The sequence below is a fragment of the Bacteroidota bacterium genome, from assembly GCA_016183775.1.
Taxonomy (GTDB): domain Bacteria; phylum Bacteroidota; class Bacteroidia; order JABDFU01; family JABDFU01; genus JABDFU01.
The window spans coordinates 1-15,281 of record JACPDY010000114.1; the positions used below are offsets into that span (position 1 = coordinate 1).

General features: G+C 37.7%; 15 protein-coding genes. 12 read left to right on the forward strand and 3 right to left on the reverse strand.

From position 1 onward, the window contains the following. Positions 1–224: 224 nt before the first annotated feature. The 3 genes from HYU69_13915 to HYU69_13925 all read left to right on the forward strand — a co-directional run bounded on the left by HYU69_13915 (position 225) and on the right by HYU69_13925 (position 3,665). Complete coding sequence (locus HYU69_13915; protein ID MBI2271435.1) at positions 225–1,808, forward strand: type I restriction-modification system subunit M; 1,584 nt, start codon at positions 225–227, stop codon at positions 1,806–1,808. A gap of 119 nt (positions 1,809–1,927) precedes the next feature. Then, positions 1,928–3,358, forward strand: coding sequence for an ATP-binding protein (locus HYU69_13920; protein ID MBI2271436.1), 1,431 nt, complete (start codon positions 1,928–1,930; stop codon positions 3,356–3,358). Positions 3,359–3,482: 124 nt separating this feature from the next. After that, a complete protein-coding gene (locus HYU69_13925; GenBank protein MBI2271437.1) occupies positions 3,483–3,665 on the forward strand; it encodes a hypothetical protein in 183 nt (60 codons plus the stop codon). A 205-nt stretch (positions 3,666–3,870) separates the two neighbouring features. On the opposite strand, the gene HYU69_13930 is transcribed toward HYU69_13925, so the two are convergent. Together HYU69_13930 and HYU69_13935 are read right to left on the reverse strand one after the other, a co-directional pair. Next, positions 3,871–4,833: a hypothetical protein gene (locus HYU69_13930; GenBank protein MBI2271438.1), complete on the reverse strand. Its 963-nt coding sequence runs from the start codon at positions 4,831–4,833 to the stop codon at positions 3,871–3,873. Beyond that, entirely contained in the window at positions 4,811–5,029 is a 219-nt protein-coding gene (locus HYU69_13935; protein MBI2271439.1) for a hypothetical protein, read from the reverse strand. The genes HYU69_13930 and HYU69_13935 overlap by 23 nt, the downstream gene beginning before the upstream one ends. An 820-nt stretch (positions 5,030–5,849) precedes the next feature. On the opposite strand from HYU69_13935, the gene HYU69_13940 reads away from it, so the two are divergent. The 9 genes from HYU69_13940 to HYU69_13980 all read left to right on the forward strand — a co-directional run bounded on the left by HYU69_13940 (position 5,850) and on the right by HYU69_13980 (position 14,065). Further along, on the forward strand, positions 5,850–6,599 hold the full coding sequence (locus tag HYU69_13940) for a hypothetical protein (GenBank protein ID MBI2271440.1): 750 nt from the start codon (positions 5,850–5,852) through the stop codon (positions 6,597–6,599). Further along, entirely contained in the window at positions 6,599–7,045 is a 447-nt protein-coding gene (locus tag HYU69_13945) for a hypothetical protein (GenBank protein MBI2271441.1), read from the forward strand. The genes HYU69_13940 and HYU69_13945 overlap by 1 nt, the downstream gene beginning before the upstream one ends. Further along, the gene (locus HYU69_13950) at positions 6,999–7,205 is read left to right on the forward strand and encodes a hypothetical protein (protein ID MBI2271442.1); all 207 of its coding nucleotides are present in this window, start codon (positions 6,999–7,001) and stop codon (positions 7,203–7,205) included. Before HYU69_13945 ends, HYU69_13950 begins: the two co-directional genes overlap by 47 nt. 28 nt (positions 7,206–7,233) lie before the next feature. Next, the gene (locus HYU69_13955) at positions 7,234–7,692 is read left to right on the forward strand and encodes a hypothetical protein (protein MBI2271443.1); all 459 of its coding nucleotides are present in this window, start codon (positions 7,234–7,236) and stop codon (positions 7,690–7,692) included. A gap of 170 nt (positions 7,693–7,862) precedes the next feature. Continuing rightward, a complete protein-coding gene (locus HYU69_13960; GenBank protein MBI2271444.1) occupies positions 7,863–9,842 on the forward strand; it encodes a sensor histidine kinase in 1,980 nt (659 codons plus the stop codon). After that, positions 9,843–10,502: a response regulator transcription factor gene (locus HYU69_13965; GenBank protein MBI2271445.1), complete on the forward strand. Its 660-nt coding sequence runs from the start codon at positions 9,843–9,845 to the stop codon at positions 10,500–10,502. Positions 10,503–10,672: 170 nt separating this feature from the next. Then, positions 10,673–12,049, forward strand: a complete 1,377-nt coding sequence (locus tag HYU69_13970) for a T9SS type A sorting domain-containing protein (GenBank protein MBI2271446.1) — start codon at positions 10,673–10,675, stop codon at positions 12,047–12,049. Between the two features lie 70 nt (positions 12,050–12,119). Then, entirely contained in the window at positions 12,120–12,647 is a 528-nt protein-coding gene (locus HYU69_13975; protein MBI2271447.1) for a porin family protein, read from the forward strand. Positions 12,648–12,682: 35 nt separating this feature from the next. Further along, entirely contained in the window at positions 12,683–14,065 is a 1,383-nt protein-coding gene (locus HYU69_13980) for a T9SS type A sorting domain-containing protein (GenBank protein ID MBI2271448.1), read from the forward strand. 306 nt (positions 14,066–14,371) lie between these two features. On the opposite strand, the gene HYU69_13985 is transcribed toward HYU69_13980, so the two are convergent. Beyond that, the coding region (locus HYU69_13985; GenBank protein ID MBI2271449.1) for a site-specific integrase at positions 14,372–15,281 on the reverse strand (910 nt) is incomplete at its 5' end.

Here is a 15,281-nt window from a genome sequence, read left to right on the forward strand (position 1 = left end):
ACTTTTCTTTGGTCAGAAAAATCGCCTTAAACATTATTCGGGCATACAAAGGTGACAAAAGAAGCCTTAAAAGACGAAGACTTCAGGCTGGATGGCGAAATGATTATCTTGAAGAATTGTTAAAATCTTGATGCGGTGGCCTTGGCAATTTTGAAATATTTCCCATAATTTCCCTCAAATTTTCGTACTTTTCCAAGTTTTAAATTAAGGGTAATTATAGCCTTATGGCAAAGAAATATACAAAATCAAAAGCACAGAATAATCAACCTTTAGAAAAAACGCTATGGCTGGCAGCGGATAAGATGCGAAATAACATGGATGCTGCTGAATACAAGCACGTAGTGTTAGGACTGATTTTTCTGAAATACATATCCGATGCTTTCGAGGAAAGAAAAAATAAATTGGAAGGCGAGCTGGCCGATCCCAAAAGTAACTGGTTTGTAAAAGACCCGGAAGTACGCTATGAAACGCTCGAAGACCCTGATGAATACCGGGGTGAAAATGTATTTTATGTTCCTGTTAAAGCCCGGTGGAGCCATCTGCAAGACAGGGCAAAACTACCTACTGTTGGAAAGGATATTGATGATGCGATGGACGCTATTGAAAAGGAAAATCCTTCTCTTAAAGGCGTACTGCCTAAAGATTATGCGAGGCCTGCATTGGATAAACAGCGTTTGGGTGAGCTGATAGATTTGATTGGAACCATTGGTTTGGGTGATGCTGAAAGTAAAAGTAAAGATGTTCTCGGCAGAGTATATGAATATTTTTTAGGACAGTTTGCTGATGCTGAAGGGAAAAAAGGTGGACAATTTTATACCCCTCAATGTATTGTTAAATTACTGGTTGAAATGCTGGAGCCATATAAAGGGCGTGTATTTGACCCCTGCTGCGGTTCTGGCGGTATGTTTGTTCAAAGTGAAAAATTTACCGAAGCTCATGGCGGTAATTTAGGCGACATTTCCATTTTCGGACAGGAAAGTAATCCTACTACATGGCGATTGGCAAAGATGAACCTCGCTATCAGAGGCATTGACGCTAAAATTGAATTAGGAGATAGCTTTCACAACGATCAGAACAAAGATTTGAAAGCGGATTTTATTTTAGCCAATCCTCCTTTCAATATAAGCGACTGGAATGGTGAATTACTGAGGGAAGATGCCCGATGGAAGTATGGTGTACCTCCAACAGGCAATGCCAATTATGCGTGGTTGCAACACATGATTTATCACCTTGCACCAAGCGGAACAGCAGGAATTGTTTTAGCGAACGGATCCATGAGTTCCAATACCTCCGGTGAAGGCGATATAAGAAAGAACCTGATTGAAGCAAAGCTGGTGGATTGCATGGTTGCCCTCCCCAATCAGCTTTTTTACAATACACAAATTCCCGCTTGCTTATGGTTTTTATCGCGAGACCGGAGGAACCATAAATTCCGAAACAGAGAAAATGAAATACTTTTTATTGATGCCCGAAAACTGGGCATAATGGTAAGCCGGAAAAATAAAGACCTGACGGATGATGATGTAAAAAAGATTGGTGAAGTTTACCACGCATGGCGCAATAAAAGCGGAAAATATGAAGATGTAGTTGGCTTTTCCAAATCTGCAAGTATTGATGAAGTGCGGACTAATAATTATGTACTCACTCCGGGAAGGTACGTTGGAACAGAAGCCGAAGAAGATGACGGAATTTCTTTTGAAGAAAAAATGAAAACGCTTTCAACCGAAAGCGCGGAACAATTCAAACAGTCGGCACAACTTGAAAAAAAGATTAAGGACAATTTAAAAAGTATTGGATACGGGTTATAATCCCCTTTCCTAAAATAAGCATCTTTTTTTCTCATTTTTACCTTAATTAAATATATTTTACAAAATAAGATTAATCATTTGACTTTATTTTACATATTTGTATGTAAATAAGAAAATATATGATAGAAGGAGTTTCTAAATCGCAGGTAATTGATCGTATCCGTTTTGAAAATCCCTGGTGGGTTAATGGACACATTGAAGATGACTACCTGAAAATGAATCGAAGATTATATTTTGATTTGTTTAAGCCACTTGCTATGGATACTGATATTCGCAGGGCATTGGTATTAATGGGTCCACGCAGGGTGGGTAAAACGGTTATGTTGTTTCATTTGGTTGAAGATTTAATAAAAAAGGGTGTAAATCCTCAACGTATTGTTTTTATCACCATTGAAAACCCCATTTACATCAATCTTGGATTGGAAGAATTATTCAACTATGCAAAGGAAGCTGTCGGCTCAGATGCAAAAGAAGAATGGTATGTGATTTTTGACGAGATACAGTATTGCAGAAATTGGGAAGTGCATTTAAAAACATTGGTTGACAGTTATCGTAAATGTAAATTTATTGCTTCCGGTTCTGCTGCTGCTGCGCTTAAATATAAGAGTACCGAAAGCGGAGCCGGGCGATTTACCGATTTTTTATTGCCTCCGCTCACGTTTCACGAATACATCTCTTTAAAAGGCTTGGAGCATATTATTATTCCCACTACTGTTAATTGGAAGGGCAACATAGCTTCTTTTTATACTTCCAAATACATTGATGAACTCAACAAACATTTTATCAATTACATCAACTTTGGCGGATACCCTGAAGTAATATTTTCCGAAAAAATACAAGGCAACCCCGGCAGGTTTATAAGGCAGGATATTGTAGATAAAGTATTGCTGAGGGATTTGCCCAGCCTCTATGGCATTAGCGATGTGCAGGAACTTAACGCACTTTTTACCACCATTACCTATAATACCGCAAACGTATTTAGCTACGAAGCATTAAGCAAACAAAGCGGTGTACCTAAAAACACATTAAAAAAATACATTGAATATTTGGAAGCAGCATTTTTAATAAAGCAGGTAAGGCGCATTGATCAGAGTGGCAAACGTTTTCAGCGGGATAATTATTTCAAACTGTTTTTAACCAATCCTTCCCTGAGAAGCGCATTGTTTTCACCTCTTGCCGTTACCGATGATTTATTAGGCGCTATGGTTGAAACCGCTATTTACGCCCAATGGATGCACCGGGACTGGTTTACTCCTTTTTACGCCCAATGGAATAACGGTGAAGTGGATATGGTGGGCATCAATGAAAAAAATTTAAAGCCTCAGTGGGCATTAGAAATAAAATGGACTAACCGTTATTATGAGAAACCCGGTGAGCTGAAAAGCCTTATCAGGTTTTGCCACGACAGCAACTTAAATAACGCATTGGTAACTACCATTGATAAGGAAGGAATGATGGAATACGATGGAGTGCAATTACAGTATTTCCCTGCTGCGGCCTATGCTTATACTATTGGCAGGAATACTTTACAGTTGAAGAAGAATAAATAAAATGAAAAAAATGTGGGATCCTTATTTCATTCAAATATCCTCTTTGAGGAAAACATCATCGCAAGTAGCTGATAATCAGTTGTTTTTTATTTCATTGGAAAATCCCTTTATCAAACAAAAATAAATGCTTACAACAGAACAAGCTCAGTATTTACTTCAGCTTCCTAAAAAGGTAGAAATGGAAGGGATTTTGCAAGATGAAATAACTTTCAATCAGCCATTCCCTTTCCAGAAAAGGTATTCGCTTATTTCTCCTGAAGAAACAGATTTTACTTTTTTATATGGAAGTTGTTTAAAGTCGTCTTAATAAAATTACAGTAAAAGCCAATAAATTCAATGCTCTCCAATGAATTTTATTTGTTTCAAAACGCGTCAATAGTGCCTTAAATGCATCTAGTATAACTATGGAATGACTGTACTTTTCTACGGAATAACTCTACTTTTCTGCGAAATGATTGTACTTTTCTACGGAATGAGTTGTATAATCTTACTGTCTTTGGTATAAGTGTGGCTTATTTTGGTAGCTGTCCTTGTGGTGGTGGTGGGACGATCACTTGCTGAAGAAACTGAGTACCCCATGAAACTCCATATCTATTTTCATATAGCTTTACAAAAGCAGTCAAACCGAAAAAACCGTTTATATGAACGTACGCTTCCCAAATTAGTTCACTTAAAGGGTCATCGGATTGATAAATATTAAGGTCGAATTTTTTTAATTTGCTAATAACAAGTGGGCGAGAATGCAATAAGTGTGTATCATAATCAGAAAAATAATCAACTGATGCTTTAATTTGTCCTTCATGTTTTTCTTTCCCTTTAAGCATAAAATCAGTAATCCAATTAGAAACTAATTCTTTTGAAAGTTTCTCGGAGTCTTCGCATATTTCCAATAAATCAAGTGTGTATTTTTCAATTAGAGGAATGTACGCTGGTAGTGCTTCCGGGCCTTCGGTTTTTATAATTTCTTTTACCTTATCAAACCCCCTTTTAATAGACCTTGCGGGAGTTCCATTAATTTGTGGGTCAATCGGGCCTAAAGTGGCGCTTGGGTGCAGAGTTATTGAATCTCCTGATAATGCAAGCATAGTTGCAGCAGAATAGGCTGAATGCGGGACGATAAAATGAACCTCTTTAAATTTATTTCTTAGGATATGAACAATCCTTTCAGTAGCGTCTGGTTGTCCGCCCGGACTGTGAAGTAATACGTCAACGCTATCACTTTTGCCATTTAAAGATTGTACTAAATCAGTAAAGCCGTCAATGTCCGAAATATCTATATTATTTGGAGTATTGGGAAGTGCATTAATAAATTTTGAAGCGTAAATAAGTAAGGGTCTTTTTCTCAATTTTTCGATAGCCTCATAACATGCTAATCTCATTGACAGAATCTCATTTCCAAGATTTGGATTTTGAGCGTTTGCAGCAATAAAAAGATTGAATTCCTGAGAAGTCTTAATGCGTGGAGGCGTAGGCATTGGTGTTTAATTTCTGATTTTTAGTAGAAGAGCCTACAACTCTATAAGAACTTTTTTTGCCCATTGCAACGTGTGTTCTTTCAATGATGTCAGAAACTTTAGCATAAAAGTCAACCATCTCTAAAGCTACTTTGTTTTGCTCAACAACTTCTTTAGATAAAAGCTGGGTAGTAATATTTTCTTTTTTTAATGTCATTGTTATTCTATTAAATAGTATATCAAAAGTAAGAAAAAAGACTTAATCTCTGTAAAAAGGCTGGCAGTAATATTTTAAGTGTTGCTGTTTACTATGATATAATCGCACTTTAAACTGATATTAAAAAACAAAAGAGGGTTTCCGTTGTTAGCGTGAAACCCTCTTTTTGTCAATCACTTTGTCAATGCTGATGCGTAACTACTTGATAATCAGCACTAAAAGTGATCCCGCTGGTAAATTGATTTATCAGCAGAGCATCAGTATTTATAGGATATACAGACTATTTAATTTCATCGGTTAGCTTGAGAGTTAACCAAATCAATTGATACAAGACATTCTGAAAAGAACTTTATCTGCTACAAATGTAAATAACATTTGCGGATATTTTGCACGTAAATAGAAAAATATTTTTTGAAAAGGGAACTTAATCGATGAGATATTTTTGGACTATTTCGATTGTGATACCGGTGTGTTGACAGAATTCCTCTATTGTAATAAATTGCCCTGAAGTTTTATTTAATACCTTACGTATGCGGCTTAAAAGTGCGCGCGAATAGCGCTCACTTTTACCAGTGATCCGCTGAATATCTTTTGAATAAATACAAGCTCTTTTTTGTCCCATTTTGGTACACTATGTATGCTTTATCTATGCCGTTGGTATACATCATGTATATAGCTGACAAAATTATTTCCTTTTCCAATTACTTCAAACGGCTATTTCGGCATAATACAGCACAAACAGCATTTAACGGAACACCTTATTTGGTAAGCGTTACAAGCGAATATAGTTTTGTATTCATAAACTAAAAAATTAAAAACAATGGCAAGACAAAAAGGTATTATTAAATTAAAGGGAACTATCGGAGATATTTCCTTTTACAAAACACAAGACGGACACTTAGCCCGTGAAAAGGGGGGTGTTTCGGCTGAACGTATCGCTACGGATCCGGCTTTTGCGCGCACCCGGGAAAATGGTTCTGAGTTCGCTATTTCAGCAACCTCAGGAAAACTGATGCGTGACTCACTAAGGCCGATGGCAATGAACGCTTCAGATGGTCGGGTTGTGTCGAGGTTGACACAATTAATGGCAAAAATTAAAAATCTTGATACTACAAGTGCAAGAGGATTGCGTAATGTAGGCATAGCAATTGCGGGAGCTCCGGCAAAAGCATTGTTAAAAGGTTTTGAATTTAACAAGCGTGCTTTGTTAGGAAGCATTCTGTTTAAGCCTTACGCAATAAACCTCACTTCAGGAGTGATCACCATTGCGGGAATTATTCCAATTAATGACATTGTAATTCCACCTGGAGCAACGCATGTGAGTTTTACCGGCTGCTTTGCTAACATTAATTATGTAAGCGGAATAACAGATGTGAAGTTAAGCAACATTGTAAATCTTCCAATAAATGGTGCTGCAAGCACCGTGACTTTAACACCTACTGCTGTGCCAGTGGGAACAGGTACAAAGTTGTTTCTTTTAAGAGTTGAATTTTTTCAACTGGTAAATGCTGTACAGTATTCTTTAAAGAACGGAGCATTTAATGCTTTACGCATTATAGAAGTAGCATAATGGAGCTGGAATTAGAAAGAGAGTATTTTCCTGAAGGGACCAACGGAACAATTTACGGTGATGGCAGCTACGTCTGCCATACCATAGAGCTTCCTTGGAAAAATAATGAGGTGAAAGCCTCATGTATTCCAGAGGGGCGATATGAACTGCTTGAGAGATACAGCACTAAGTTTGGATGGCACATACTACTAAGGGGAGTACCCGGACGGGATTTGATATTAATGCATCCCGCAAACAATGCGCTGAAAGAACTAAGGGGCTGTATCGCTCCGGTTTCACAAATCACGGGGGAAGGTGAAGGAGTTTACTCCGGACCCGCAAACGGGAGACTGAAAACACTTGTGTTTGAAGTGCTCGAAAGAAAAGAAAAAGTATTTCTAACAATTAAATCTAAATCAAATGACACTATTTCAAAGAGCGAAAGCTCCAACACCCAAATTATTTAAAACGCTTAGGAATATAGGACTTGCACTTGCGGCAGCAAGTGCAGCTATTATGACAGCACCCGTCGCCATACCGGCATCTATTATCTCTATTGCCGGTTATGTGGCTGTTGCCGGAGCTATAATGACCGCTTTAAGTCAAATAACCGTAGCATCAGAGTAAAACATGAATAACAACTTTCATATTGATTTTGGAACTAAACTCGGAACTGCAGAATCAATGTATTCGTGTCATCAACAAAATTTTAAATGACGATGAGGTATATAAAAGCTTTTCGGCCACTTATGGCAACATTGTACTTCTACTGCTATTTGTAAATTACGAAACAGATGATATTTATGGACTTGATTATAATTTAAAGAAGGCTGAGCGATATTTTGAAAAACATTATTCTGCGGTTGGCTATGAAAAAATGGTGGTTTCGTTTTTTCGTGAAATGGTGCTTGCCAACTTCTCTGATAAAAAGAATATGGTGAAAAAGTATAAAAACAAGTTTAGTCATTTACTTTCAAATGACAAGGAGTTTGCTTTAGCATATAAAACTACAGGGATATTTATTGATTTTGAATGTTGGCTGGATTCCCAAATTATAGGCAGGCCTTTTTTGGAAGTATTGAAAGAAAAAGCGGAAAAGTCAGAAGCAAGGTAAATTATGTCTCATTAATGGATAATCATAAGATTATCGCGTTCAAACAATAGGGTGATTTGCAGGGCACACCTCCTAAGCAGAGTGCTTTTTCTATGTACCTTTGCTTATGCTATAAAAAATATTTTGTTATTTCTGTCTTATTGTCCTAAAACCCAATCAGCACTTGTTCAATGAAAAAGTTCTACGTTATTTTTCTTCTGATTACGGGTGGTTTTAATATTACTTTTGCGTTGCAGGACAATGCAGGCATTAGGTACAATTCTTGTATCGACTCTCTTCTCACCCTCCTCAAAAAGGATAAGGACGACACTAATAAAATAAATCACTTAAACAAGTTATCGAAGGAATGGCTTAGTATCAGCTCCTATGATACGTCCTTGTACTATGCAAATTTTGCATTACAACTATCGTCACAGTTAAGTTTTGAAAAAGGTATTTCCTCTTCACTGAATACAATCGGGTCTATTTATACATATACATCCGACTACCCAAAAGCATTGGATTATTTTCAGCGATGTTTAAAATTTAATATAAGCAACAAGAGAGGCGTAGCCGCTTCGTTGGGAAATATCGGATCGGTTTACACATATTTATCTGATTACCCAAAGGCACTTGAATATTACTTTAAAAGTTTAAAAATAGACGAAGAAATAGAGAATAAACAAGGTATTGCGTCATCAATTAATAACATCGGAATTATTTATCTGGATTTATCTGATTATCCTCAAGCCTTAAACTATTTTATACGCAGTTTAAAAGTGTGTGTTGATAAAGATGATATTGCAAATGCATTGGACAACATTGGAATTGTTTATCTACACTTATCCGAGTATCCCAAAGCATTGGAGTATCATTTTAAAGGATTAAAAATCAGGGAAGAAATAGGTGATAAGCGGGGCATAGCAGCTTCCCTTGACAATATAGGAAATGTGTACGAGGAATTATCTGATTATCCAAAAGCACTTGAATATCACTTGCGAAGTTTAAAAACAGGAGAAGAAATAGGATACAAATTGGGCGTCGCAGCCTCAATGTCAAATATCAGTAATGTTTATTTAAAACTAAAACAGTATGCATTTTCATTGCAGTACAGCACTAACGCGATTCATTTACTAACGGAAACAGGTAATTTATCGTATGAAAAAGATGTACAATATATTGCTTATCAGGCCTGCAAAGCAATGAACAATAATGCCCAAGCCCTGGAACACTTTGAGCGCTTTGTGGTATTGCATGATAGCATTTATAAGGATGAAACCCGCCGGCAAATAATGTATAAACAGATGTCGTATGAGTTTGATAAAAAAGAGGCCTTTGCAAAACTGGAGCAGGAAAAAAAGGATATTGAGCAGGCTACTCATAACAAGCAACAGGCCACTTTATTGAATATTTTTATTGGTGCCTTTGTGATGGTGGCGCTATTGGTTGTGATATCGGTTGTGGCCTACCGGCAGCGAATACGCTCGAACGCCCTCATTGCGTTAAAAAACGAGGAGATCAGTAGGCAAAGTGCGAATATAGCCGGGCGGGAAGTAGAAAGAAAGCGAATATCAGAAGAGCTCCATGATGGTATCGGGGGCACCTTAGCGGCTATTAAACTCAACCTGGTGCGGATCAATTCTAATGCAACTCTTATTACTCCGGAATTGGATTCAATAATCTCTAACTTGGCAGATGCCTGTAAGGAGGTTCGAACCATTTCTCATAACCTCGCGCTTCCGGCACTTGATGCCGGTTCTTTTGTAAGTGTAATAAGTGACATGGTTAGAAAATTTATTATACCGGATAAATTGAATATTAATCTTGAATTTTCTTCACCACTTGATATGGAAAAGATTCCCGGGAGTATTAAGGCCGACATCTACCGTATCATCCAGGAATTGCTTACAAATATTACAAAGCATGCGGCGGCGACCAAGGTAGAGATCGAATTTTCAAAACAGGAAAATGATCTGTTTTTGCTTGTAGAAGATAATGGTACAGGATTTGATGTTACTGAAGCTAAAAGGGGGATCGGATTAAGAAATATTGAATCACGGATAAAGCTGCATGGAGGTGAAGTGAACATTGATTCGAAAATTAACAGAGGAACAGCTATTAATATTCATATACCTCTTTCTGACATAACAAGAAATAAAACAACTGCATAAATGAATGCTGTATCTAAGCCAATAAATATTGTTTTAGTTGACGACCACAAGATGTTTTTAGAGGGATTGTCGGCTCTCTTAAAAATGTTTGAGGAAATTAATATTGTATCCACAGAAACAAAAGGAGAAAATGTATTGAAAATGCTTGAAACAAATGCGGTTGATATTGTCATTACCGATATAAACATGCCCGGTATAGATGGAATGAAGCTGGCGAAAGAGATCAAGAAGAAATTTACTGGGGTTAAAATACTTGCACTTACTACGCATACAGAAGGACGGATCATAACAGCAATGCTTAAAATGGGGATTGAAGGGTATATTTTGAAAGATGCAGGCAAGGAAGAATTGCTAAGTGCGATCAAAGCCATATCCAGAGGAGATACCTTTTTCAGTGAAGAGGTTAAATCCGCTTTGGCAAAAAGTTTTATCCCCGGAAAAAAAACAAGATCAAACGATTCACTTATCGAACTTAGCGAACGCGAAAAGGAAATTTTAAAATTGATCGCTAAGGAATATACTCAGCAGCAAATAGCTGAAAAGCTTTTTATCAGTTCTCACACTGTTGTGTTTCACCGCAGAAAACTCTTTCATAAATTTGATGTGAAAAATACAGCAGGCCTTATAATGGCTGCCATTGAAATGGGTTTTCTTGAGTAACGCCTTCCACTTATTGTTTTTCTGATACCCTGTACCAGTACTACCCTTTTGTGTAGGTCTTAAAAACAACCTTTTCAGGTGGTGCATTTCGGAGATCATGGCGTTATTTTTGTCGTATACGAAATTTAATAAATGTAAACACATTGAAACAACTACTAAAACTTAAAAACATGAAAACGATAATTTTTAAAATGAAAGGACTACTATTTCTGGCTGCCATTATTTGGTTTACAAATACGGACGCCCAAATTATTACAACAGTTGCGGGAAAATGGGATTCAGGTACGCTTTATGGGGGAGATGGCGGGTTCGCAATTAATGCACAACTCAATAAACCGAATGGTGTGGTGGTAGATGCAGCAGGCAACATATACATTGCAGATACTTACAATAACCGCATACGTAAAGTAACCGCAAGTAATGGTAAAATAGCAACCATAGCCGGAAAAGGAAGCCAGGGTTATACAGGGGATGGAGGATACGCGATCAATGCCGAATTCCACAAGCCGTTTGACGTTGCTATTGACGGATTTGGGAACATTTATGTTTCAGACACCTATAATCATTGTATCCGGAAAATAACTGCAGGTACGGGAATTATCAGTACACTGGCAGGTGATGGAAATTTAGGTTTCGGAGGCAATGGAAATGCTTCTACAACTGCAAAATTAAGTAATCCTGAAGGGATTGTATTGGACGCTTCAGGCAATTTATTTATCGCAGATGCAGGAAACGGAATGATCAGAAAAATTAATGCAAATACGGGCATTATTACAACCGTTGCAGGGATTATAAATGCGGGCGGTTATAGCGGCGATGGCGGAGTAGCAACAGATGCAGACATGGATTACCCATCGGACGTTGCAATTGACGCTTATAATAATATTTACATTGCTGATTCGTGGAATGGAAGAATTCGAAAAGTTACTTCAGGTACCGGCATAATTACTACAATTGCAGGGAATGGAACAGTAGGAAATGCCGGTGATGGAGGATCAGCGATAAATGCATCGTTTTCTGACAAAGGCTTAGGTGTTGCTGTCGATGCTTTCGGCAATCTATATATAAGTGATGTCGGTAATTACGGTATTCGCAAGGTATCGGCAAGTACAGGAATTATTACTACTGTTGTCGGAAATGGAATTAAGGGCGATGACGGAGATTTTGGTCCGGCCAATTCTGCCTCAATTTGGTCCCCAACCTCACCAGCACTTGATGCAGCCGGAAATTTATATTTTGCCGACCCCGGTGCTTTTAAAGTACGTAGAGTGTCAAATATCGCCATCACCGGAATTGGCTCGATGCAGAAAGAAGAAACCAAAGCCAATATTTATCCCAATCCCTGTACTACTAACTTCACTTTGGCGACTGATATTACGGAAAGGCTGACATTTGAAATATACGACATCTGCGGCAAACAAGTTATGAGCCGGGTAATAAACGGCAGTACTGATATTGATGTTAGCAATTTAAGTAATGGAATTTATAACGTGGTAATATCTGACAATGATGGTGGTACAAATGAAAAGTTGGTTATTGCTAAGTAATATGGAGTAACTATAATTTTTCAGAGTGTAATTTATTTTTAAAATGTACTATAAACTTAAATCGTAAAAAATGAATTTAACTAAAATATTATCAATTGCATTAGTTGGATTGGTTCTTGTTTCTTCAAATCAATCTAAGGCCCAAGTTTCCATAGGTGCAAATTTGGGTGTATTCAAATTTACTGCGGAAGGTTCTGATGCTCAATTTGGATTTAATTTATCCGGCAAATATGAGATAAATGATAAAATACGGGTGGGAGCTAATTTAGGTTATTACTTTAAAACGTATGACTTTTTGGGTAGTAAATTAAGATCCTTCACAATGCCGATCACCGGTTTGATCGAATTCAGCTTTAGTGACAATAATTTCAGCCCGTATGCCGGTGCCGATATTGGTATTTATCGTTTTGGGTTATCAGGGAATGAAGGAAGTTCGTTGGTTAACGGATATTTTGGAATTGCCCCGGTAGCTGGATTTAATTATTCATTATCAGACAATCTACTCATAAATACAAATATAAAATATCATTATGTTTTGTCAGACGAACAGGCAACTTCTGCATTTGGTGTTAGTGCAGGAATATTTTATAAATTCTAAAAGCAATTAAATATATTTCACTTAAACAAAAAACCATGAAAAAAGTATTTGCATCAGCGGTTCTTATTTGTCAAATAAGCGCACAAATTGGATTCTCGCAAACTATAACGGCAGGCCGTGATCATTCACTTGCTATTTGTAATAATGGTGTTGCAAAAGCAACGGGAAATAACATTAATGGACAGTTGGGTGATGGGACTATAATTGACAGAACTACACCTGTCCTGGTATCGGGACTTTCTGGTATAAAAGCCGTGGCTGCAGGGAACAGGCATACAATTGCCCTGAAAAATGATGGTACAGTTTGGGCCTGGGGTTCTAATATTTATGGACAGCTGGGCAACAATCTCAGCATAGTCGAGAAGACCCCAATTCTTGTATCTGGGATATCGAATATTATTGCCATTGCCGTAGCTGAAAATTATTCCTTGCTGCTTAAGAATGACGGGACAGTATTGGCATTTGGGCAAAATAACTATGGTCAGTTAGGTGATGGGACTACAACAGATAAAAAAGCACCGGTACAAGTATCCGGGCTCACTGGTATTGTATCTGTTGCTACAGGATATTATCACTCCCTATTTTTAAAAAATGACGGTACAGTGTGGGCTTCGGGAAAGAATAGTAATGGCCAGCTGGGAGATAGCACCGTTGTGGATAGAAGTATACCTAAACAAGTGCCCGGGCTTTCGGACATTATCGCCTTAGCAGGTGGAAATGCGCATACCATTGCGCTAAAAAGCGATGGAACCGTTTGGGGATTTGGCGATCACGGCGTTGGTCAATTAGGGATAGGCCCAGTTAGCAATACAACTATACTTGAGCCAGAAAAAATTACCACATTAAATAATGTTGTTGCTGTTGCGGCAGGTAATTCTCATTCTCTTTTTTTGAAGAATGACGGCTCAGTATGGGCTTCAGGCTATAATAACATGGGCCAACTGGGTGATAACTCGACAGTTTTTAAACTTGTACCAGTTCAGGTGCCAGGCCTTTCAGGCATAACAGCGGTATCAGGTGGTAAATGGCATTCGCTTGCATTAAAAAATGATGGCACATTGTGGTCCTCCGGGTATAATTTAAGTGGCCAATTGGGAAATGGCACCCAAACGGATGAACTTACATTCTCGCAGGTAGCAAATTTATGCCCTGTTCTATTATCAACCCGTATTCAGGAAGCGGAAAAATTTGCAGTGAACATTTTTCCGAATCCCTGTAACGGAAATTTCTCAATAGAAACCGCATGCATCGAAAAACAAACCTTGGAAATCTTTGAAATTAACGGACGGATGGTTTTAAGTCAGGTTATTAATGGTACAACGGCACTGAATTTCGGTAATTTGAATGATGGAATTTACATTGCCAGGTTAACAAGTGATACCAGTGTTATAAATAAAAGGTTGGTTATTGCAAAATGAGTCGGGCAATATTGAGGACTAAAATAGTTGATAATAAGGTCTGAAAATGTTTATGGCATACAGCAAAATTTTTTTGGCAGAAGAAATTTATTTTTGGTTCGATGCGGTGTTAGGGGGATAGACAGGTTTACAATACTTTGAGTATGAATACAGGATGTTGATAAGAGGTGCATTTGCGCAAGCAAGCGGAGACGGTTGAATAAACTAACACGTTGCGCATTGGCTTATTCAGACTACTGATTGTTCCCTCAATCAATCCATTTTTAACTGCGCTAAAGATTACCTTACCATATATAAGCCTAATTGTTATGAATGTGTTTGAAATTTTTCAGATATTGTAGGGTGAAGTTTTTCTCTTAACGCTTTCATATCTGTGCTCAGCTTTTGTTGAACTATTTTAGCGTAAATTTGGGTAGTACGAATATCCTTATGACCAAGCATTTCACTTACAGTTTCGATGGGAACACCGTTAGTTAAAGTAACTGAAGTAGCGAATGTATGCCGGGCGGTATGAGATGTTAAGTGCTTTTTTATGCCATACAGGGTAGCAATTTCGGCTAAGTATTCATTGAATTTTTGATTTGTGATTACTGGTAATAATTTGTTTTTCGCTTTACATAATGGATGTTGTTTGTGCTTTTCAATTATTTGAAGTGCGATGGGTAGGAGCATTATGTTTTCTTTGCCATCTGTTTTATTACGATTTGTACGAATCCATCGTTCTCCATCAATCCCAATGCACACATCATCTATCTTTAGTTTTTCTACTTCAGCATAGGCGTAACCGGTGTAGCAACAGAATACATAAACATCGCGGACATCTTCGAGACGCTTTGAAATAAACTCTTTTTGATACATGAGATCAAGTTCAATAGGGGTAAGTATTTCGCGGTCGGGATTTACATAGGTGCATTTGAAGCCGTTGAGAGGGTTGGTCGGAATCCATTCAAGATTGACGGCCATGTTCATAATCTTTTTGATGTTTTTGATATATTTCATGGCGGTGTTGGGTTGGATACCTTTATTGACAGTGAGGAAGTGTTCGAGTTCTGTTGCGAAAGCAAATTTTACCTTTTCCAGAGGCATATCAGAAACTTTGTAAACTTCTTTCATAAAATCCAGTACTTTGTTTTTTGTGATCTCGAAACGTTGATGAGTTTTGATTGAGAATATTCCGGCTTTTGCTTTTTCTAGAAATTTTTGGTTGTGGTAATAG

Bases quoted from the DNA above. Each gene is read 5' to 3' on its own strand.
- HYU69_13980 (MBI2271448.1), top strand. From the start codon at position 12,683: ATGAAAAAAGTATTTGCATCAGCGGTTCTTATTTGTCAAATAAGCGCA.
- HYU69_13960 (MBI2271444.1), top strand. From the start codon at position 7,863: ATGAAAAAGTTCTACGTTATTTTTCTTCTGATTACGGGTGGTTTTAAT.
- HYU69_13930 (MBI2271438.1), bottom strand. From the start codon at position 4,833: ATGCCTACGCCTCCACGCATTAAGACTTCTCAGGAATTCAATCTTTTT.
- HYU69_13975 (MBI2271447.1), top strand. From the start codon at position 12,120: ATGAATTTAACTAAAATATTATCAATTGCATTAGTTGGATTGGTTCTT.
- HYU69_13970 (MBI2271446.1), top strand. From the start codon at position 10,673: ATGAAAACGATAATTTTTAAAATGAAAGGACTACTATTTCTGGCTGCC.
- HYU69_13935 (MBI2271439.1), bottom strand. From the start codon at position 5,029: ATGACATTAAAAAAAGAAAATATTACTACCCAGCTTTTATCTAAAGAA.
- HYU69_13925 (MBI2271437.1), top strand. From the start codon at position 3,483: ATGCTTACAACAGAACAAGCTCAGTATTTACTTCAGCTTCCTAAAAAG.
- HYU69_13915 (MBI2271435.1), top strand. From the start codon at position 225: ATGGCAAAGAAATATACAAAATCAAAAGCACAGAATAATCAACCTTTA.
- HYU69_13950 (MBI2271442.1), top strand. From the start codon at position 6,999: ATGACACTATTTCAAAGAGCGAAAGCTCCAACACCCAAATTATTTAAA.
- HYU69_13945 (MBI2271441.1), top strand. From the start codon at position 6,599: ATGGAGCTGGAATTAGAAAGAGAGTATTTTCCTGAAGGGACCAACGGA.
- HYU69_13940 (MBI2271440.1), top strand. From the start codon at position 5,850: ATGGCAAGACAAAAAGGTATTATTAAATTAAAGGGAACTATCGGAGAT.
- HYU69_13920 (MBI2271436.1), top strand. From the start codon at position 1,928: ATGATAGAAGGAGTTTCTAAATCGCAGGTAATTGATCGTATCCGTTTT.
- HYU69_13965 (MBI2271445.1), top strand. From the start codon at position 9,843: ATGAATGCTGTATCTAAGCCAATAAATATTGTTTTAGTTGACGACCAC.